At 60.7% G+C, this 18,016-nt stretch carries 19 protein-coding genes and 1 tRNA gene; 7 read left to right on the plus strand and 13 right to left on the minus strand.

Annotated features, from left to right (window positions below; all coding sequences use genetic code 11):
* Positions 1-55: 55 nt before the first annotated feature.
* A complete protein-coding gene (locus tag FG13_RS07525; RefSeq protein WP_051958733.1) occupies positions 56-2,275 on the minus strand; it encodes a penicillin acylase family protein in 2,220 nt (739 codons plus the stop codon).
* A 15-nt stretch (positions 2,276-2,290) separates the two neighbouring features.
* On the minus strand, positions 2,291-3,130 hold the full coding sequence (locus tag FG13_RS07530; RefSeq protein WP_035819791.1) for a hypothetical protein: 840 nt from the start codon (positions 3,128-3,130) through the stop codon (positions 2,291-2,293).
* A 112-nt stretch (positions 3,131-3,242) separates the two neighbouring features.
* On the opposite strand from FG13_RS07530, the gene FG13_RS07535 reads away from it, so the two are divergent.
* Both FG13_RS07535 and FG13_RS28840 read left to right on the plus strand, forming a co-directional pair.
* On the plus strand, positions 3,243-3,689 hold the full coding sequence (locus tag FG13_RS07535) for a DUF2939 domain-containing protein (protein WP_035819793.1): 447 nt from the start codon (positions 3,243-3,245) through the stop codon (positions 3,687-3,689).
* A gap of 124 nt (positions 3,690-3,813) precedes the next feature.
* Complete coding sequence (locus tag FG13_RS28840) at positions 3,814-4,317, plus strand: DUF2939 domain-containing protein (protein WP_161784157.1); 504 nt, start codon at positions 3,814-3,816, stop codon at positions 4,315-4,317.
* 29 nt (positions 4,318-4,346) lie between these two features.
* Here the strand turns inward: FG13_RS28840 and FG13_RS07545 are convergent, their stop codons facing one another.
* Positions 4,347-5,606, minus strand: a complete 1,260-nt coding sequence (locus FG13_RS07545) for a polysaccharide deacetylase family protein (RefSeq protein WP_161784158.1) — start codon at positions 5,604-5,606, stop codon at positions 4,347-4,349.
* On the opposite strand from FG13_RS07545, the gene FG13_RS30395 reads away from it, so the two are divergent.
* From FG13_RS30395 to FG13_RS07560, 4 genes are all read left to right on the plus strand, one after another.
* Positions 5,605-5,793 (plus strand): hypothetical protein, encoded by a 189-nt coding sequence (locus tag FG13_RS30395; RefSeq protein WP_161784159.1) that lies wholly within the window; start codon positions 5,605-5,607, stop codon positions 5,791-5,793. The two genes, FG13_RS07545 and FG13_RS30395, sit on opposite strands and share 2 nt — an antisense overlap.
* Positions 5,794-5,955: 162 nt before the next feature.
* On the plus strand, positions 5,956-6,168 hold the full coding sequence (locus tag FG13_RS07550) for a hypothetical protein (protein ID WP_099403040.1): 213 nt from the start codon (positions 5,956-5,958) through the stop codon (positions 6,166-6,168).
* Between the two features lie 327 nt (positions 6,169-6,495).
* Entirely contained in the window at positions 6,496-8,226 is a 1,731-nt protein-coding gene (locus FG13_RS31175) for a methyl-accepting chemotaxis protein (RefSeq protein ID WP_035819798.1), read from the plus strand.
* Positions 8,227-8,657: 431 nt separating this feature from the next.
* Positions 8,658-10,931, plus strand: a complete 2,274-nt coding sequence (locus FG13_RS07560; RefSeq protein ID WP_442905199.1) for a TonB-dependent receptor — start codon at positions 8,658-8,660, stop codon at positions 10,929-10,931.
* 130 nt (positions 10,932-11,061) lie between these two features.
* Here FG13_RS07560 and FG13_RS30400 read toward each other — a convergent pair whose 3' ends face one another.
* Positions 11,062-11,835: a hypothetical protein gene (locus FG13_RS30400; RefSeq protein ID WP_161784160.1), complete on the minus strand. Its 774-nt coding sequence runs from the start codon at positions 11,833-11,835 to the stop codon at positions 11,062-11,064.
* 320 nt (positions 11,836-12,155) lie between these two features.
* Here FG13_RS30400 and FG13_RS07570 point away from each other — a divergent pair.
* Positions 12,156-12,242: transfer RNA gene (locus FG13_RS07570), tRNA-Leu, on the plus strand.
* Positions 12,243-12,336: 94 nt separating this feature from the next.
* Here FG13_RS07570 and FG13_RS07575 read toward each other — a convergent pair.
* From FG13_RS07575 to FG13_RS07615, 9 genes are read right to left on the minus strand one after another with little or no spacing between them, the layout of a single operon-like run.
* Positions 12,337-13,446 (minus strand): tyrosine-type recombinase/integrase, encoded by a 1,110-nt coding sequence (locus FG13_RS07575; RefSeq protein WP_035819803.1) that lies wholly within the window; start codon positions 13,444-13,446, stop codon positions 12,337-12,339.
* Positions 13,446-13,664 carry a DUF4224 domain-containing protein gene (locus FG13_RS07580; RefSeq protein WP_035819805.1) on the minus strand — a complete coding sequence of 73 codons (219 nt, stop codon included), beginning with the start codon at positions 13,662-13,664 and terminating at the stop codon, positions 13,446-13,448. Before FG13_RS07580 ends, FG13_RS07575 begins: the two co-directional genes overlap by 1 nt.
* Positions 13,661-13,969: a DUF4406 domain-containing protein gene (locus FG13_RS07585; RefSeq protein ID WP_035819807.1), complete on the minus strand. Its 309-nt coding sequence runs from the start codon at positions 13,967-13,969 to the stop codon at positions 13,661-13,663. The genes FG13_RS07580 and FG13_RS07585 overlap by 4 nt, the downstream gene beginning before the upstream one ends.
* Positions 13,969-14,352, minus strand: coding sequence for a hypothetical protein (locus FG13_RS07590; protein ID WP_035819809.1), 384 nt, complete (start codon positions 14,350-14,352; stop codon positions 13,969-13,971). The genes FG13_RS07585 and FG13_RS07590 overlap by 1 nt, the downstream gene beginning before the upstream one ends.
* 2 nt (positions 14,353-14,354) lie before the next feature.
* On the minus strand, positions 14,355-14,642 hold the full coding sequence (locus FG13_RS07595; protein ID WP_035819810.1) for a hypothetical protein: 288 nt from the start codon (positions 14,640-14,642) through the stop codon (positions 14,355-14,357).
* Positions 14,639-14,959: a hypothetical protein gene (locus tag FG13_RS07600; RefSeq protein ID WP_035819812.1), complete on the minus strand. Its 321-nt coding sequence runs from the start codon at positions 14,957-14,959 to the stop codon at positions 14,639-14,641. The genes FG13_RS07595 and FG13_RS07600 overlap by 4 nt, the downstream gene beginning before the upstream one ends.
* Complete coding sequence (locus tag FG13_RS07605) at positions 14,956-15,810, minus strand: DNA adenine methylase (protein ID WP_035819814.1); 855 nt, start codon at positions 15,808-15,810, stop codon at positions 14,956-14,958. Before FG13_RS07605 ends, FG13_RS07600 begins: the two co-directional genes overlap by 4 nt.
* On the minus strand, positions 15,807-16,730 hold the full coding sequence (locus FG13_RS07610) for a DNA cytosine methyltransferase (RefSeq protein ID WP_235211687.1): 924 nt from the start codon (positions 16,728-16,730) through the stop codon (positions 15,807-15,809). The genes FG13_RS07605 and FG13_RS07610 overlap by 4 nt, the downstream gene beginning before the upstream one ends.
* Positions 16,727-17,908, minus strand: a complete 1,182-nt coding sequence (locus tag FG13_RS07615; protein ID WP_235211688.1) for an RNA-directed DNA polymerase — start codon at positions 17,906-17,908, stop codon at positions 16,727-16,729. The genes FG13_RS07610 and FG13_RS07615 overlap by 4 nt, the downstream gene beginning before the upstream one ends.
* Positions 17,909-18,016: the final 108 nt, after the last annotated feature.

An 18,016-nucleotide genomic window follows, 5' to 3' on the forward strand; every position in this document is an offset into this window, starting at 1 on the left:
CGAGGGCGGTAGGTCGGATTAGCCCGCAAGGGCGTAATCCGACACACCACAAACCTCACTCCCCCGGCCGATACCTGCGCTCCAGGTGCCTGGCCACATCCTCGGGATAAAACAGCACGTCCTTGAATTCGCCGCGTGCATACATCGCCGCCTGGTCCTTGAAGTGCGGCGACTTCGGGTCGCCGCTCTGGCCGCCGGCGAGGATGCTTTTGGCTTTGATGCGCGGACCGAATTCCACGGCCGCGACAAAGCTGTTGCCACGCTCGCCATAGATCCGTCGCGTGGTGCTCTTGCTGCTCTGTCCATACGCGGCCAGCGCGCCCCAGTTGCCTGACGCATAAGGCACGGGCAAACTTGGTTGCACATCGTCGAACGGCTGCACCACGTCGCCCGTCAGGCGCTGGAAGCGGTTGATCTCGCCCCACGGCGTTTGCCAGTTGCCGAAGTCGCGCTGCAGTTTATCCGCCGCCGTCGCAAGGGCAGCCAGCCGTTGGTCCGCCGTGACCTTGTCTGTTGCCATGAAGTCCACCACGGGCACGCCCTGTTCGCGCGCCTGTTTCCCTGTCAGTTCGGCCAGCTCCTGGCCCCAGAACACGGCCAGCGAGGTGGCGGTGGACGTCAGCGCATAGCGCCAGTCCCAGGTTCGCAGCAAGGCCACCTTGTCGGCCAGCGCCAGCTTTTGCGCAGAGTTCTCCGGCAATGCATCGTATGCGGAAAACAGCGGCGGCAACAGCGCTTCGAACGCCGTCAATTCGCTGTCATACGAGGCGGCGATCAGGCTGTCGAGGGTAAAACCTGTTTTATTTCGAAAGACCTTGACGGCGTGCAGGCCGCGCGCGTTTTCGCCGTACACGGACATGTAGGCGGGGTAATCACCCTGGCGCGGGCTGTTGGCGCCGGCCGCCGAATACGGCCAGTTGTTCGTGTTCTGTATCCAGCCATTCTGCGGGTTGAACAGGGTGATGGTTTGCGCCACCGTGTGCAGCCCTTTCCATTCCGTGGCCGGGTCGCTGCCGTCGACGGGCTGCTTCCAGTTGAAGCGCGGGTCGCGCACGGGGATGAAATTGCCGTGAAAGTAGGCGATATTGCCGTCCGCATCCGCATACACTGTATTGTTCGACGAATTCGTGCGCAGTTCCATGGTCTGGTAGAACGCTGCGTAATCGCGGGCCTTGGTGCGCGTGTACGATTGTACGAGCGCCTTCAACGGTTCGTTCATCAGGCGCACGGCCACCCATTTACCGTCCTGCGCGCGCACGATCGGGCCGTGATGGCTGTAATAGACGGTGATGGTTTTCGAGCCCATGCCACCATCGGCCAGTTTGTAGGGCAAGATCATCGGCACGGCTTTCAAGGGGCGCAGGCCGCCGTCATAGCGGTAGAACCAGGCGCCATCGTGGTCGACGATGCTTTCCAGATATTCGTCGATGACGTCGCCGCCGCCCGAGGTATGCATCCAGCCCAGGCGCTCGTTAAAACCCTGGTAGACGAAGAACTGGCCCCAGGTGACGGCGCCATACGCGTTCAAGCCTTCGCCGCTGGTGACCTGCACTTCAGGGCGGAAGTAGAACGAGGTATGCGGGTTGATCATCAAGAGCGCGTGGCCATTTTTCGTGATGGCGGGCGCGATGGCGAAGCCGTTCGAGCCACTCGGCTCTGGCTCCAGTCCAGACGCCAACCCGGTTTCCACGCTGGCCAGCGCCACGGCGGCCGGCCTGGCCTGCTGGCCATAAAACGCTTCGAGCTGCGCCAGGTTGATCGATTCGATATCGCCGCCGATGCTGCCCTCGCTGAAGCTCAGGGCCATCCACGGCTCGAAATGCGTGATCAGCTTTGGTTTGACGTGCGGATGCGTGGCCAGGTAAAAATTCAGGCCATCGGCAAACGCATCCATCAACTTGCGCAGCCACGGCGGGCTGGCGCGGTACTGCGCCTGCAGCGCAAGCGGGTCGATGAAAAGCTTCATGCGCAGGTCGCGGTACAGTTCCCGTTCGCCCTCCACTTCCGCCAGCCGCCCCATGGCGTTGATGTAATTGCGTTCCACGCGCGGGAAATCGTCTTCGGCCTGCGCATACATCAGGCCAAAGACGGCATCGGCATCCGTCTTGCCCGTCACGTGAGGAATGCCCCAGGTATCGCGCGCGATACTGACATTAGTCGCCTGCGCCTGCCAGCGGGCCATGTCCGTGACAGAAACGGCGGGCGCGGCCAGCACCGGGGGAACGGCAACGGCGCCGCAGGCGATGGCGGCAAACAGGGCACGGCGAGCTGGCATGCACTACTCCACTAATCAGGATGCGTCGATGAGGGTTGCAATCCGCTGGTTGAGTTCCACGTTTTCCGCCTGCAACTGCGCCACCCGCTGTTTCAGGCTGGCGATCTCGCCGCGCAGGCGTTCCGCTTCGGACGGCGCCTGGGCCGCGTTGTCCGCCCATGGCTCGTTGCCCGTCTCCGGCGTGTCCTGCGACACGTGGGGTGCCTTCGGCTCGCGCGGCGTGCGCGTGGCGGCGCGCTGTTCGCGGATTTCCTTGGCCGCCTGGCGCAGCAATTTTTTGCCACCGGCGACAGCCGCCACCTGCTCTTCCGGCGGCAGGGACGCCACGGTGGCCGCCGCGTTGATGGAGATCGTGCCCGAACGGACGGCTTGCACCAGTTCCGGCGATGCCGCCTTCTGGATTTTCTCGATCTGGCTGATCTGGTTGCTGCTCAAGCGCGCCGCCTTGGCCACTTCTTCGCGCGTGCTCATGGGTGGCTTGGGCGCGTTTTCACCTTCCGGCGCATCCTGCGCGCTGACGGGCGCCGGGCTGCGCGCGGCGACGATTTCCTTCTTGCGCAGGGCCAGCACGCCGCGCTGGAAGTCCGACACGCTGCGGCGCGCCAGGTGATTGTCGATCATCCACAGCATGACGTCGTCGAGCGAGGTAAAGCTGGTGTTCTGGATGGTCTTGAATTCGATGCCGTGCTGGCGGCAGATGGCGTAGCGGTTATGCCCGTCGATCAGCACGTCGTTCCACAGCACCAGCGCATCGCGGCAGCCTTCGGCCAGCAGGCTGCGCTCGAGCGCCGCGTACTCGCTGGCGGTGAGCGGGTCGATATACGACTGCAGCACCTGATTGATAGTGATATTCATGGTTGTCCTCAATATTGCGGCGCGATGGTCCGCGCCGGCACGAATGCTACACCATCCGGCACCGCTGGCCGGGTAAAATCACGGCGGCACAGCTCATACAAAAACACGGACCATGAAAAGAAAGTACGCCACCGCGATCATTTTTAGCGTTGCCGCCATCGGCTTCACCTGGGTCAGCCCCTACATCGCCATGTACCGCATCAGCATCGCGGCGAAATCCGTGCGCCTGGAAACCCTGGCGCAGCATGCCGACTTGCCCGCCGTGCGCGCCAGCGTGGCGCGCCAGTTGCGGGCGGCCGGCGAAACGGCCAGCGAAGACGATTTCAAGGAAATGCTCGATACCATCGTCTCGCCGCCCGGCATCACGGTATTGATATTGCACGGCAAGCAGGGGGCGGACGGCAAGCGCCACGACTTTGGCATGGTGTACCGCTCGTGGAATGAAGTGGTGCTGCGGCGCAGCGGCGCCGGCCCCGCCGCCAGCCAGTTTTTGCTGCGCCGCCATGGCATCTGGGACTGGAAACTGACGGACATTACCTTGCCGCCAGAATTACTCTGACGAAACTTGATCTAAAACAACACTTACCTAAACCACTATGTTGACTTTTGGAAATATTATGTAGAATGCCAACACTTCAGGCGCACGGATCGCCAGGCATCCGAGAGATTGCACGATGAAAAGAATGATGCTTCTCGCTGTAGTGGCACTGGTCGCGCTGGCCGGCGCCTTCTATGGCAGCCCGTATTTCACCATGAACGAGATCCGCGCGGCGACCATGGACGAGGATAGCCAGGCCCTGGCTGCGCATATCGACCTGCCCCAGCTGCGCGGCAGCCTGGGGCAACAACTGCACACCCTGTTCTCGGCGCCCGAAGTGGCCGACGACATCAGCCCCGACGTCATCGACCCCTTGCTCGATACCATGCTGATGCCCGAAGGCATCGTCGCCTTGATGAAACTCAATGACCGCTACGAAAAGCCGATCGCCAAGGTCAGCGACATCAGCGGCCGCAAGCGCAACACCAAACCCGACTACAAACTGCGCTACACCTCCTGGGACAGCGTCGTGGTGCAGCGCGCCCACAGCAAAAGCCATATCGGCGAACTGACCCTGACACGCGACGGCCTGTGGCGCTGGAAACTGGTGTCGGTGGCCCTGCCGAAGAACTTGCTGGCCGACGCGTAAGGCGCCGGCGCAGCCTTCTTCCGCGGCGATCAGCGACGGTCCGTCACCCTGCCCGTCGTATCGGCAAACCAGCGGCTATGCGACACCACTTGCAACTCCCCGGCAGCCACTTGCCCCGCCAGCCATGCCAGCAATTCATCGATGACAGCATACGAAGTCTGGTAGTCGGACGCTGGCGTCCTGACGATATCGTGGCCGTTGACAAACACAAAGCTGCCGTCGTCCACCGCCGCCTGGATCGCCGCTTGGACTTGCGCAAAGCTGGCGTCGTTTGTCAGGTTGACCATGGACGTATTGAGGATGTACGCATCCTTGTCATTGCCGGAGAAAAACACCTGGTCAAAGCCTCGCTCTGCCGTATAGCCGGCGCCGCGCGCTGACAGAAAACCGGCGGCGCGCATGGCGTCGATGGCCGTATTGGTCCACAACGATTCGACCCACGCATGGTGCGATGGCCCATCGCCGCCGATACCGGCCGCGCGCATCTGGTCGCGCCCCACCTGCAGCGCCGTGACGTACTGGGCCGAACCCTGTACCGCCACATTGTCGTGCACGCTCTGGTGCAGGGTAAAGTCGAACAGGCGCGACGGATCGTCGAAACGCGCCTTCATGCGCTCGGCCGACATGTAATCAGATTTCCCCAGCAGCGACGTGACGATGGCAAACGAAGCGGGCAAGTCATAATATTTCAGCCGCTCCATCAGATACGTATCCCAGGAGGCATAACCATCATCAAAGGACAAGATGACGGTGGGCAATTTACGCTTCGGCAACGCCGCAAGCATGCCCAGCCAGATCGTTTCCGGCTGCGTGGTGGCGGCGGTCAGCTGCACGGTAAATTTCCCGCGCGACAGGTTTTGTGCCGTGGGCGTGCCCTCGCAATCGAGCGGCGTGGCCAGCTTGGGCACCCACCACGCATTGTCGACGAACATCACTGTGTCAGTGGCGGCGGAACCGCCGTAATGCAAGGCATTCAGGAAGCCGGACCAGAAACTGCTGTAATCGCTGTTCCCGAGGTAAATCATGCCACCCGTCTGCATGATGGCGGCATTCGTCGAGCGCAGGGCGAAGGAAAAGCGTTGCAAATCCCATTTGAACGGGATGCGCGGCTGGCCCTTGCCGGCAGCGCCTGTCGTTCCGACTTTCACGACGGTACCGGCAGGCAATCCGGCAGGCAGGTCGATGCGCAAGGAGGGGTAGCCATCCTTGAACGACACGGCGGCATCGAGCGACACCGTGCAGCCCGGCGTCACATCGCTGTCCCAGAACGACAGATCGTGCGTGGGCATGAATTCCAGCGGCGTATTGGTAACCGGCGGCGGGGGCATGGAAAAGCGGGGCGGTGCATCATGGTACTGGCTGGACATGGTGCGGCTTTCAGAGAGACTGTGCCTGGCGGCCGATGAAATGCACACCCTGCAACAGAAAAGATATAAGAAATATATTATTTCTCGCAGGATTTCTTTCCTCGAGTAATTATCAACTATACCAAATCATTGTAATTATGGACACAATAATTGCAAATATTTTATGACGCCCACAGCAGCCTTGGTTGTACCCGCGCTACAGGCCCGCGCACACAAGGATAGGCTACTCCAGCCCTGCTATCATCAAGCTTTGATTTCCATCGGAGGCAGCATGTCGGACCTGGTACAACACGCATTGACCCACGCGGGCAAACCGGCCACCACGCCCTGGGTGGTGACCCTGGTCAGCGGTGAAAAACTCACCGGCCCCATTTCCCCGCTCAGCGACGGCTGCTACGCCATCGGCCTGGGACAAATCAAGTATTTCTCCAGCGACAAGGTCGCCTGCCTGAATGTGTCGGGCGCGGGTGCATTTCCCATCTGAAAGCACTGGCGGCGCAGTTGCAGGTTCCGGACGCTCTCCCGCGCCCGGTCCGGCGGCACGGGGACAAACCTTGCCCGTCAAAAAGTTGTTTTTTGGCACGCAAAATCTGATTGATCTGCTGAATTTTTTGTGCAACAATGAATTTAATAAATAAAACAAATAAATTATTGAAATCGGTTTTTAAGTAACACCATCCTCACACCACGAATCCGTGTTCTGGATAGAGAAGCACTGCGTAGGGCACCACCCGCTGCCAGGCAAGCGCCTGCACCCGTCCCACGCACGCCCCCTTTCTAATCTTCAACACGTATTTTTGGGAGAGACATCATGGATAAATTCACCGTACGCACCCAGCTCACTCTGGCTTTCGGCCTGCTGGTCTTTTTCCTCATCGGCATCTCGATCCTGTCCGTACGGAGTTTTTCCACCTTCAACGCCGGCTTTGACCAGTATGTCAACGGCATCACGGCGCGCGCCAATACTGCGCACCGCGTGCGTGACGCGATCGACATGCGCGCCGTGGCGGCCAGGAACCTGGTGCTCGTCACCAAGCCGGAAGACCTGGAAATCGAACGCAAACAAGTCTTGCAGGCACACGCCGATGTCGTCAGGAACATGCAGCATTTGCTGCAGCTGGCACAGCAGCCGGAGGTATCGGACGAGGTGCGCGCCATCATCAACAAGATCGACAGCATCGAAAAGCGCTATGCTCCCGTGGCGCTGGGCATCGTCGACCTGGCGCTGCAAAAGAAAACCGAACAAGCCATCGTCAAGATGAACGAGGAGTGCCGCCCGCTGCTGGCCGCCCTGGTCGCCGCCAGCGATGAGTATTTCGCCCTGACGGACAAGCACTCCGCCGTCATCTTGCAGGAAGACAAAGAGCACTACATTCTCAACAGGAATATCCTCATCGGCGCCAGCCTGCTGTCCATCGTGCTGGCGGCCCTGGCGGGCTGGCTCATCACGCGCAGCCTGCTCAAGGCGCTGGGCGCGGAACCGAAGCAGTTGTGCGACGCCGTCAGCCTGCTTGCCGCCGGCGACCTGACCGGCCAACTCAGCGTCGCACCGCACGATAGCGTCAGCGTGCTGTCGGCGCTGCAGCGCATGCAGGCGTCGCTGACCACGGTAGTGTCCTCCGTGCGCCAGGATTCCAACACGGTGGCCCTTGCCGCCGAGGAAATTTCCACCGGCAATAGCGATCTGTCGCTGCGCACGGAACAGCAAGCCAGTTCACTGGAAGAAACCGCTTCCTCGATGGAAGAACTCACCAGCACCGTGCGCAAGAATGCGGAAAATGCCCGTGAAGCCAATGTACTGGCCACCACCGCATCGGACGTCGCCAGCAAGGGCGGCGCCGTGGTGGGACAAGTGATGGGCACCATGGACCTGATCAGCGAATCGTCGCGCAAGATTGTCGACATCATCAGCGTCATCGACGGCATCGCCTTCCAGACCAATATCCTGGCCCTGAATGCCGCAGTGGAAGCGGCGCGTGCCGGCGAACAGGGACGCGGCTTTGCCGTCGTCGCCACCGAAGTGCGCGGCCTGGCCCAGCGCAGCGCCAGCGCGGCCAAGGAAATCAAGACGCTGATCGACGATTCCGTCAGCCGCGTCGATGCGGGCGCCAGGCTGGCGGCGCAAGCGGGCACGACGATGTCCGAGGTGGTCGCCAGTGTCGCCCGCGTCAGCAACATCATCGCTGAAATCACGGTGGCCAGCCAGGAACAGTCCACCGGGATCGAGCAGATCAATCAGGCGGTGACACAGATGGATAGCGTCACGCAACAAAACGCGTCGCTGGTGGAAGAAGCGGCGGCGGCGGCCGAATCCCTGCGCGACCAGGCCAGCCACCTGGTGCAAACCGTGAGCATCTTCAAGACGCACGACAGCCATGTGGCGGCGCCCGCGCCAGCCCATGCTCCACCGCGCGCCAGCCACAAGCCCCTGCGCCTGGTACCGGCACAGGCCAGCAGCACCGTCAAGCGCCAGGCCACGCCCGCAAAACACCGCACGGCGCAAGCGGAAGCCGTGACGGCCGGCGATTGGGAAGAGTTTTAAGCTGATCGGGCATGCGGCCCCGCATGCCCCGCTTTACGCGCACAGGGGATCGCCGCAAACGGCGCCGTCCCCTGTAGCGCTGCAACAACACGCCCGTTTCGAAAAAAAACGCGGCAGCTGTTGTATTTTCAATGTCCAGCCACGCGCAGCACGGCAAAAACCATCCCGCTTTTTGCGTTCCCGCAGGACAAACTGCCGCCATGCCTGGCCGCTGTTGCGCTCGCACGAGCCTGCCGGCACTCCACTATGCACCCGCCAGATATTGACGACAAATACGATTTTATTCGTGTATTCAGTCGAAACGGATATGAATAGTCGTCAATGGGAAATGGCATGAATAGCAAAACTTTCCGTGCTAGCATAATTTTTCATCCAGCTGGCCAGCGCCAGCTGGCAGTGCCCCAACAACCTCGACCGACAGGAGCCGTTTCATGATGACACCGCATTCCAGCCCACTACGCCACACCTTGCTTGCCCTGGCAATCACTGCCGCCTTTCCCCTGCAGGCGATGGCGCAGGACGGCGTCCCGGCGCCTGCCGCCCCGGCAGCGCAGGCCGGCCCTGGCCAGCTGGAAACGGTGATCGTGACGGCGCAGCGGCGCGCGGAAAACATCAAGGACGTGCCCATGTCCATCGCCACCCTGAAAGGCGACAAGCTCGACACCCTGACGGCCGGCGGCGCCGACGTCCGCTTCCTCAACAGCCGCTCGCCCAGCGTCTCCGTCGAATCGGATTACGGCCGCACCTTCCCCCGCTTCTACATTCGCGGCCTGGGCAATACCGACTTCGACTTGAACGCCTCGCAGCCGGTGGGCCTGGTGATGGACGACGTGGTGCAGGAAAATGCCATGCTGAAAGGTTTTCCCGTGTTTGACGTGGATCAGGTCGAAGTGCTGCGCGGCCCGCAAGGCACCTTGTTCGGCCGCAACTCGCCAGCCGGCGTGATCAAGTTCGATTCCGCCAAACCCGTCTTCAAGACGGAAGGCTACCTGAGCGGCGGCTTTGGCAAGGATGGCATGAAGAACCTGGAAGGCGCTTTCAACGTGCCCGTCAGCGACACGGTCGCCCTGCGCTTTTCCGGCCAGACGCAGCGCCGCGACGACCGCGTGCACAACCCGCGCCCCACCGGCACGCGCGACTTCGAAGGCTATGAAGACAGCGCCGCCCGCCTGCAGGTGCTGGTCAAGCCTACGCGCGATTTCACGGCCCTGTTCAATGTGCATGCGCGCAACCTCGACGGCACGGCCACCTTGTTCCGCGCGAATATCCTGAAACAAGGCACGAACGACCTGGTCGACGGCTTTGATTACGATAACTATCCGACCGACGGCATCAACCGCCAGCACCTGAAAACCAAGGGTGGCAGCATGCGCCTGAAATGGGACTTGCCCGGCGTCACCCTGCATTCGATCACCGGCTACGAAAAACTCGATTTCTTCAGCCGCGCCGACGTCGACGGCGGCTATGGCGCCGTGTATGCGCCACCGATGGGGCCCGGCTTCATCCCCTTCGTCGTGGAAACGGCCGACGTGATTCCCAACCACAAGCAGATTTCACAGGAATTCCGCGCCGAATCGTCTGCCCGCGGCCCGCTGCAATGGATAGGCGGCCTGTTCTACTTCAAGGAAGATATCCAGATCGACAGCATCGGCTTCAACAGCCTGGCGCCCGGCAACCCGCAAAGCCCGTTCTATGCCACGCAAAACCAGAGCTCGAAGTCGTACGCGGCCTTCGGCTCGCTCAACTACACGGTCTCGGACGCCCTGAAACTGCGCGCCGGCCTGCGCTACACGACCGACAAGAAGGATTTCTCGGCCAAGCGGGTAGAGGCGACCACGGCCGGCCCCTTCAAGCTGAACGACACGTCGCACAACATCAGCTGGGACTTGAGCGGCACCTATGTGCTGACGCCGGAAACGAACGCCTACGCGCGCATCGCCACCGGCTACCGCGCACCATCGATGCAGGGACGCCTGAACGGCCTGGCCGACCGCCCTTCGTTCGCAGGCGCCGAGAAAGCCCTGTCCGTCGAGGCCGGCATCAAGCAGGACCTGTTCGACAAGCGCGCGCGCCTGAGCCTGGCCGTGTTCCAGTACCGCGTCAAGGACAAGCAGCTGACGGCCGGCAGCGGCGCCGTCAACATGAACCAGCTGATCAACGCCGACAAGGCCACGGGCCGTGGCGTGGAACTCGATTTTCAGGCGAACCTCAGCGATTCGCTCAGCATGACCCTGGGCGGCAGCTATAACCACACGGAAATCCAGGACAAGAAGCTGTTCGTGCAAAGCTGCGGCAATGCGCTGAACAATCCGGCCAGCGGCTGCACCGTCACCGACCCTGTCGGCCCTTTCCGCGGCACCGCCTACATCGACGGCAACCCGCTGCCGCGCGCGCCGGAATGGCAAACCAACTTCACCCTGAAATACAGCATTCCCCTCGCCAATGGCGAGTTCTATGCCTACACGGACTGGGCCTACCGCACCAGCTACAACTTCTTCCTGTATGAAGCGAAGGAATACAAGGCCAAGGAACTGCTGGAAGGCGGCTTGCGCGTCGGCTACAAATGGGACCGCTATGAACTCTCCGCGTACGGGCGCAACATCACCAACCAGATCCAGTCGCTGGGCGCCATCGATTTCGACAACCTGACGGGCATCATCAACGAACCGCGCACGTATGGGGTGCAGTTCAAGGCGACGTTCTGATGGCTTTGAACGTGTAGCGCCGTTCTGGCATGACACAGCCGCCCGGCATTCACCGGACGGCTTTCTTGCGCGGCGACGCCATTACCTGGAGCCTGTGGCGGCGGATGAATGCCTCCGCCGCCACAGGCTCTTAGCCAGGGATCATCTCGACATTGGGATTCTTGGGCACCGTGACGGTACCGCCGGGATTGGGGCCGCCGCCGCCGCTGCCACCTCCGCTACCACCACCGCCGCCACCGCCACCGGTGCCACCGGTGCCACCGGTACCACCGGTACCACCTTCGCCATATGCACCGGGAATCTGATAAGGCGGCGGAGCGCCCAGCTGAGTTTTCGCAAGCGCTTTGCAGTATTCGCTGTACTTCGGATCTTTGGCAAACTCGCGTCCCGCCGCCGCAATCATCGCGGCGAGATACTGGTTGGACTTGGGATCAAAAATACTCAGGCTGTAATGTATCGCCAGCATGGTGGCATACAGGTCAGGATTGGAATTCGTGCCTGCCACGCTGAGTGAAATACCTTGCTGATACGCTTCCATGGCAACCTGAAAACCAAATACCGCCGCTTCCCCTTCGCGCTGATAGCACCAGTTTTCCTTCGCCTCGGGAGCGACTGGCACGGCGTCGTCGCGGCGATACACGTAATGCCCCAATTCATGGATATACACTTCCGTCAGGATCTGATCGACCGGCACGCCGCGCTTGGCGGCAGCGGCGGCGATGCCGCTTTCATCGATGTAGATCGTACCCGACTGTATCAAGCCATTCACCGTGCTGCCGCGCTGGTACATATTGTAGCCAGTGCCATATACGAAATTGCCACCACCGTCGAGGTAGGACTGCAAAGTCTTGTTCGCCTGTGCCGAACGCGTATTTTCAATCAATTCTTTTACTGAACGTGCCATGGTATTCCTCTTTTAAGTTAACGACAGATTGCCAAGCAAGAAACGACTTCAAATGAACAACAACCGCGCGCGCCTGACTACGCACGCATCGACGCACCTCCTTTCAGTGGACAACGCCAAATAGCCCCAGGCGCTGCAAGCAGCGGGAGCCAAAAGCGAAACGGAAAACAATGAATCAGGCCAGACAGGCTTCTGGCCCATGCCCATCAAGGCGGCGGTGGCATAAGGCAATGGCCAGGCAAGGCCTGGATCGCCGGTTAGGGCAGCGGGAGTTCAAGATGGTGCAATGGGCATCACTTGTGCTAGAATCTCGCCGCGCTGCCCGGATGGTGAAACTGGTAGACACTGGAGACTTAAAATCTCCCGCCTGTAAGGGCGTGCCGGTTCGATTCCGGCTCCGGGCACCAGCGCACATGCCTTTTTCAGTGATAGTAACCACTATTTTTTTGCGATTTATTTTTTCCGCAAAATACAGTCTTTTCCGCAATGAATCACCAGAGCCTACTTTGTGGGCTTCACCAGCTTGCCTCGACGATGGCGAATATATTGTGCCGTCATGGTTGTTGTGGAGTGCCCCAGCAGCTCTTGGGCTGCATTAATACCGTGTTTTTCATCCGTATCCGTACCTGCCTTGGCGCGTAAATCCCTGAATTGAAACTTCCGAATTGCCTTTTCTAGCAACGGATTGGCAATGGCCGCCAAGTCGCGCGCATTCTCAAAAGCCGTGCGCAACATAAATTTGGTCATGCGCAGCCCATCCTGGTTGTTGATAAGGCTGATCCCCTGGGCTTTGCGTGCCTCGATGCGCTGCATCACCACGGCCAACTCTCCCGAGATTTCAACCCGCAGCTTCTGGCGCGTCTTGTTCTGCCTCAACTCGATGGCGCCATCACGTATATCAGACCGGCTTAGCTTCAGCGTATCGGCTGGCCGCTGTCCCACCAGGTAGGCAAGATCCAGAATATCCTGCAGGCCCGGCGAGGCCGCGGCATACACGGCCGCCAATACCTCATCATCGATGTAAACATCGCGGCCCTCCTCCTTGTATCCAGCAATGCCAGCGCATGGATTGGCCAGATCGGTCAAACCAGCACCCCTGGCAAAATTCCAAATATGCGACAACAGTGCCTTGTCTCGGTTTGCAGCAACTTGCCCCTCCCTGCCCGTCATTTCCGGTACCGCCTTGCCTTTCGCAGCGAGCGCAGCATGCTTGACCCGAATAGCCGCTACGATGCCGGCTGTCCGCCATTCCATGTACTGCCGCACCATTGCCGGCCGTATTGACTCCATCGGTTCATTGGGGTCATCGAAAAATGCGCGCAGCTGTGCCAATTCATTCATGTTTTTGCGCTGTGTTTCAGGATGTTTTTTGAGCATCACCTGGCTGATGTAGCGATTGGCCACCATGCTGAACGTCGGCCGGGCCGCTGAAGGCACCGTGCTAATAGTCAGCTGCCCCCATTTGCGTATCGCCTCAACGTAATCCTTCCCGAGTGGAATTTCTTTCCTTGGCTTTCCGCCGGCATCGAGGAAATAGTACGTCGCCTTCCCTCGATGCCGCGCTCGCATACCGACAGGCAGATTCTTGTTTTTGCTTGGAACTCCACTCATTATTTCCTTCGCAGCCCAGGAGGTACCCAGGCGCCTTTTTCTGATGGTACCGCCTGCGCGGCCTTGCCCTCGATTGCCGTGCGCGTCACCACAGGCCGGCCGATGGCATTGATAAAAAACGGCACACCCATCTGCCGCAACGCCTGGACTTGTAGGCTTTTAAGCTTTCGCCCAGTCAATTCGAATATTTCACTCTGCTCAAGGAATGTCGCGCTCATAGCGGGATTTTTCCTTTCCTCTTCAGTGAGTAAGTGACTAAGCCAAGTAGCTTAGCCAAGATAAATTCAATGCGCGCGCCCTTGCTGAACGGCCAACCAGGTAGCATCACCAGACAGTCGACGCTGGCCACCTGGGCCACGCTCATGCGCATGTAGCCGAGCCAGCTGCCGCATGCCGGCGCCGGGTTCTCAGCTGGGTTGATCACGACGTGGCCGGCGGCGCGCAGCAGCACTGCCGCCCGGTGAAACGCCGGATAGTTGAATTCAGGATGGCCGGTCATGGGCCCCGCGATATACACGCGCATCAAAGCACCCCCTTCCCACGAACGTCGACAGTGCCGGTCTTCTCGCTAAGACGCTTGACCATGGCCCGCAGGCGCTGCTCTTCCTTTTTCAGGCTGCTGACGCGGTCCTGCATTTCCCCCAACTCCTGTTTGACATACGCATGGTCCTGCCAAGCGCGCTGCAGCGTCATCGCGTTCTGATGCAGGAACTGGAATGGATCCAGCACCTGACCGCAGTCGGCGCAAGCAATCAGCCGTTCGTGCGCGTCGATGCTCAGCCGCGCATGCTGGCAGAACATTTTCTTGCCTGGCGGCTGCGCGGCCACGGTAATGGTTTGTGCTGGTAGCTCAGGCTTGGAGAATGCCTGTATCACGTTGTCGCCACCTTGATTTTCATTCTTCATAGTCATTTTCCAGTTGATTGCAGCGTCTTGATCAGGTCGAGCTGGCGCGGGTCGCTGCGGTCCAGCACGTAGATGTAGGTCATGCCGCCCGGCGAACGGTCGTCGCAGTCCGGCTGGTCGTTGGCCACAGCCAGCGCCGCGGCGGTGGAGCACACGCCGACGGAGCGCTCGAACAGGCAGCCCTCGCAGCTGGGCGCTGTCGCCTCATGGGCCTTGTAGCGGACAGTGTCCGGGTTGATCGGCTCGTCCCGGTCGCCGCGCCAGTGGTCGCTGGTGATGCACTTCGTCATGACGCAGGTCCTTTTTCAAGCATATACATGGTGTCGTAGCCGAAATAACCTGACTTTCCCGGATGATCAGAGCCGTAATAAATGTTCTTGGCAATAATCTTGCCTTGCTGGCTGAGCTTGCCAAGAACATGACCAAAGCAAAAGCTGATCTGGTATTTTTCAGTTATTTTTTTGAAGTCCCTGAAGCGCAGCCACTCATTCGGGCGGCCTTCGAAGGCCGCCATTACGGCGGCCTCGACCCCGCTGGAAAATGCTAATTCCCAGCGCACGACGCGGCCGTCGCGCTGCGGGGTTTCAAACAACGCAAGCTGTGTCATGCAAACATCCTTCCCTGTACTGCTTCCCGATCGAGTGCGGCGGCGCAGCGCGGATTCAACCAGACCATTTCCTCACGGATGGCCGTTCCGCGCCCGGCGCTGATACGTGACTTCGTCGTGTAGCAGGCCCAACCAGTGAGGCGGGATCGATACAGCGGCGAGTCATAGCCACTGATGACCACGAAACCTTCCAGCTCGAGCAGGCCTTCGAGCAGCTCGACATGGTCAAGGTTCGTCAACTCGTGGTTGTATGTACGCCGGCTGCCGGTCATCACCCTGGTTTCGTGCATGTACGGCGGGTCGACGAAATGCAGCGTGCCCGGGCTGTCATGCTGCTGCATTACGTCCAGCGCCGGCCTGTTTTCAATAAGCACGCCGGACATTCGCTGGCCAGCTGCTGCGATCGACGCGGGATAGGTGGCCCAAAGGTGCTGCGCGGTCCCGTACTCGCGTTTGGTGTCGATGCGGAACCCGATGTGGCCCTTGGTGGCGCCGGCGCTGCCGAAGCCCATCTGAGCCCGGATACAAAGGCGACGCGCCAGTTCGACCTGGTCGGCTGTCGGTAGCCACGCCTGCTCGAACTCGACGCGCGCGTACGGCGTGCACACCAGAGCTTCGATCAGTTGCTGGCGCAGTATCGGATCGCGCAGCACGGCAAAAAAATTCACCACTACCGAATCGAGATCGTTGTACACCTCGGCGTACACGCGGGGCTTCTGCAGCAGCACGCCGGCCGCACCGCCGAATGGCTCGACATAGCATATGTGCTCAGGAAAGAACGACAGGATCCATGGTGCAAGCCGAAATTTGGCGCCGTGGTACCGAAGCGCGGGATTGATCACTATTGTCATGCCGCCTCCAGCATCGCGGTCAGCACATCGCGCGCCACCTTCGGAGCGACCGCATTGCCGAGCATGTGCATGGCCAGTTTCGGGACCGGCGGCAGGATATAACCAGGCGGGAACGACATGGCGGCCGTGGCTTCGGGGATGGACAGCATACGCATCCGATCGCCATCAATAATTGCGTGGCGGTCGCGCGTGGTGATCGTTCCGATTGGGCGCGAGATTGATCGGCCACCGCGCTCGGCGCCGTAGTAGCTTGATATGAAGCGGTCACCATGTTGAGCACGGCCGGCCGCGATGCGCGCCAGTGTGTTGGCAGCCCTACCTGGTTTCTCGATCGGCTGCCAGTTGCCGGCCTCGAAGTCCACGAACGAGCTGGCCGGCACATGCTCGCGCCGGCGCATCTTGATCTCTAGCGGATGCTTGGCGCGCACGCCCGCAATAAACAGTCGCTCCCGGTGTTGCGGCACGTCGTGGTCGGCTGCATCGATAATCATTGGCGTCAATGCATAGCCAAGCGCATGCATCGCGGCGCACCAGGCTGGGTACAGCACCCAATTCAGGAAGCCTGGGACATTCTCGATCCAGAATAAATACGGCCGATGGTATTCCACAGCGGACACCGGTGCCCAGGCCGTCGAACGACTGTCATCGTGCTGCGGATTGCCGTTGAGTTTGCCGCGTGCCTTGCTGTGCCCCTGACAGCAAGGCGACGCCAGCATGATGTCGTGCGCTGGAACGTCGCGCCAGTTGGTTTGTTGTAAGTCCTGGCATGCATGCCGCGCGCCAGGATGGTTGGCGGCGTGAATCTCCACGGCAGCCGGCCAGTGGTTGCCTGCCCATACCACGTCGATACCTGCCATTTCGGCGCCGGCGCTGAAACCACCAAGGCCGGCGAACAGGTCGATTGCTGTCATCTTTTTCATTTTTCCCGTCCGTTTAATACTGATTTTCGGTAGATTTTGGTAAGCGCTCCGTTGACGCAATGCCCGCGCCGCATCACTGCGCGCGCCAGCGCCGCACGATCAGCATGGCTGCTGTCCGCCTGGCGCAGCAGGCCGAAATAGCTGTTGGCCGCCGCGAACACGTCTGTCGCCGGGATGCCAGCAACACGGCTAGTCGCCTCGCGCACGGTGCGGCGTCGCGTGCGGCTGTGCCAGGGCTTGATGACTTGGCCGACGAAATCCACCCCGCGCGCGATAGGTTGCAAGATGGTTTTGGTGGGGTTCAGGTTGGCGTGCAGCACGCGCGGCAGGAACTCATTTATGTTGGCCAGCGCCGCGCCCAGCCACTGCGGCGATTCGTGCAGCAGCAGGAAGTCGTCGACGTAGCGGATGTAATGCCGGGCGCCGATCCGGTGCTTCGCATGCTGGTCCAGCGCATCGAGGTAGATGTTGGCGAAGAACTGGCTCGACAAGTTCCCAATCGGCAGGCCCAGGTGTGCCGGCTGATTGATCAGGCGTTTATGCGCTGGCACGCGCGCCAGCAGCTCAGGCGCGCCGCGCAGCTGGTAGTTCTCGCGCGGGTCATGGAACAGGATCGTTTCAGCCAGGCGCCGCCACCAAGGCTCGCTGACGCGCGCGGCAATCTGCCCGCGCAGCACGTCCTTGTCGATGGCGACGAAGAAGTTGGCCAGGTCGCATTTCAGGTAAAAGGCAGGCCGGACCCAGTTCTGCGTGACGCTGCGGATCTTCGATTCAAGCCGCTTGGCCGCGTACATCGTGCCGCGCCCAGGGATGCAGGCGCAGGTATCCTTGATGAACGAGGCGTAGAAGCGTGGTGAGATTTTGTTATACAGCAGGTGGTGCACGACACGGTCGCGGAAGTCGGCCGCCCACACCTCGCGCGCTTTCGGGCGCGTGACGACGAAGCAGATCGACTGGCCAGGCGCGTACGAGCCGTCCTGCAGGTCGTCGAAAAGATTGATCAGGTTGCGCTCCAGGTGCTGCTCAAACACCAGGGCGCTGGGGGTATTGCGCTTGCTTCGGCGGCAGTCGAAATACGCGACGGCCAGCTGCTCGAGCGTGAAGTCCGCATCGGGATGATCTGCGGACGGCGCGGGCGCGGCCCTCGTACGAGCGGTTGTTGTTGTTCTGGTTGCCATTGTTGAAATTCTGATTCCACGCGTTAGAGGGGCCGGCCTGCGTCAATTCGTGCTATCTACGTCGCCCCACCGAAGGCCATGCCGATCAGTGGAGAAACTGCGCCAGGC

Source organism: Janthinobacterium sp. RA13 (assembly GCF_000745325.1).
Taxonomy (GTDB): Bacteria; Pseudomonadota; Gammaproteobacteria; order Burkholderiales; family Burkholderiaceae_D; genus Janthinobacterium; species Janthinobacterium rivuli.

Coding starts and splice junctions, on each gene's coding strand:
- FG13_RS07615 (WP_235211688.1), bottom strand. CDS start 17,908: ATGGCAACCAGAACAACAACAACCGCTCGTACGAGGGCCGCGCCCGCG.
- FG13_RS28840 (WP_161784157.1), top strand. CDS start 3,814: ATGATGCTTCTCGCTGTAGTGGCACTGGTCGCGCTGGCCGGCGCCTTC.
- FG13_RS07575 (WP_035819803.1), bottom strand. CDS start 13,446: ATGAGTGGAGTTCCAAGCAAAAACAAGAATCTGCCTGTCGGTATGCGA.
- FG13_RS07590 (WP_035819809.1), bottom strand. CDS start 14,352: ATGAAGAATGAAAATCAAGGTGGCGACAACGTGATACAGGCATTCTCC.
- FG13_RS07550 (WP_099403040.1), top strand. CDS start 5,956: ATGTCGGACCTGGTACAACACGCATTGACCCACGCGGGCAAACCGGCC.
- FG13_RS07595 (WP_035819810.1), bottom strand. CDS start 14,642: ATGACGAAGTGCATCACCAGCGACCACTGGCGCGGCGACCGGGACGAG.
- FG13_RS07580 (WP_035819805.1), bottom strand. CDS start 13,664: ATGAGCGCGACATTCCTTGAGCAGAGTGAAATATTCGAATTGACTGGG.
- FG13_RS07605 (WP_035819814.1), bottom strand. CDS start 15,810: ATGACAATAGTGATCAATCCCGCGCTTCGGTACCACGGCGCCAAATTT.
- FG13_RS31175 (WP_035819798.1), top strand. CDS start 6,496: ATGGATAAATTCACCGTACGCACCCAGCTCACTCTGGCTTTCGGCCTG.
- FG13_RS07600 (WP_035819812.1), bottom strand. CDS start 14,959: ATGACACAGCTTGCGTTGTTTGAAACCCCGCAGCGCGACGGCCGCGTC.
- FG13_RS30400 (WP_161784160.1), bottom strand. CDS start 11,835: ATGGCACGTTCAGTAAAAGAATTGATTGAAAATACGCGTTCGGCACAG.
- FG13_RS07585 (WP_035819807.1), bottom strand. CDS start 13,969: ATGCGCGTGTATATCGCGGGGCCCATGACCGGCCATCCTGAATTCAAC.
- FG13_RS07535 (WP_035819793.1), top strand. CDS start 3,243: ATGAAAAGAAAGTACGCCACCGCGATCATTTTTAGCGTTGCCGCCATC.
- FG13_RS07530 (WP_035819791.1), bottom strand. CDS start 3,130: ATGAATATCACTATCAATCAGGTGCTGCAGTCGTATATCGACCCGCTC.
- FG13_RS30395 (WP_161784159.1), top strand. CDS start 5,605: ATGAATTCCAGCGGCGTATTGGTAACCGGCGGCGGGGGCATGGAAAAG.
- FG13_RS07610 (WP_235211687.1), bottom strand. CDS start 16,730: ATGAAAAAGATGACAGCAATCGACCTGTTCGCCGGCCTTGGTGGTTTC.
- FG13_RS07560 (WP_442905199.1), top strand. CDS start 8,658: ATGATGACACCGCATTCCAGCCCACTACGCCACACCTTGCTTGCCCTG.
- FG13_RS07545 (WP_161784158.1), bottom strand. CDS start 5,606: ATGCCCACGCACGATCTGTCGTTCTGGGACAGCGATGTGACGCCGGGC.
- FG13_RS07525 (WP_051958733.1), bottom strand. CDS start 2,275: ATGCCAGCTCGCCGTGCCCTGTTTGCCGCCATCGCCTGCGGCGCCGTT.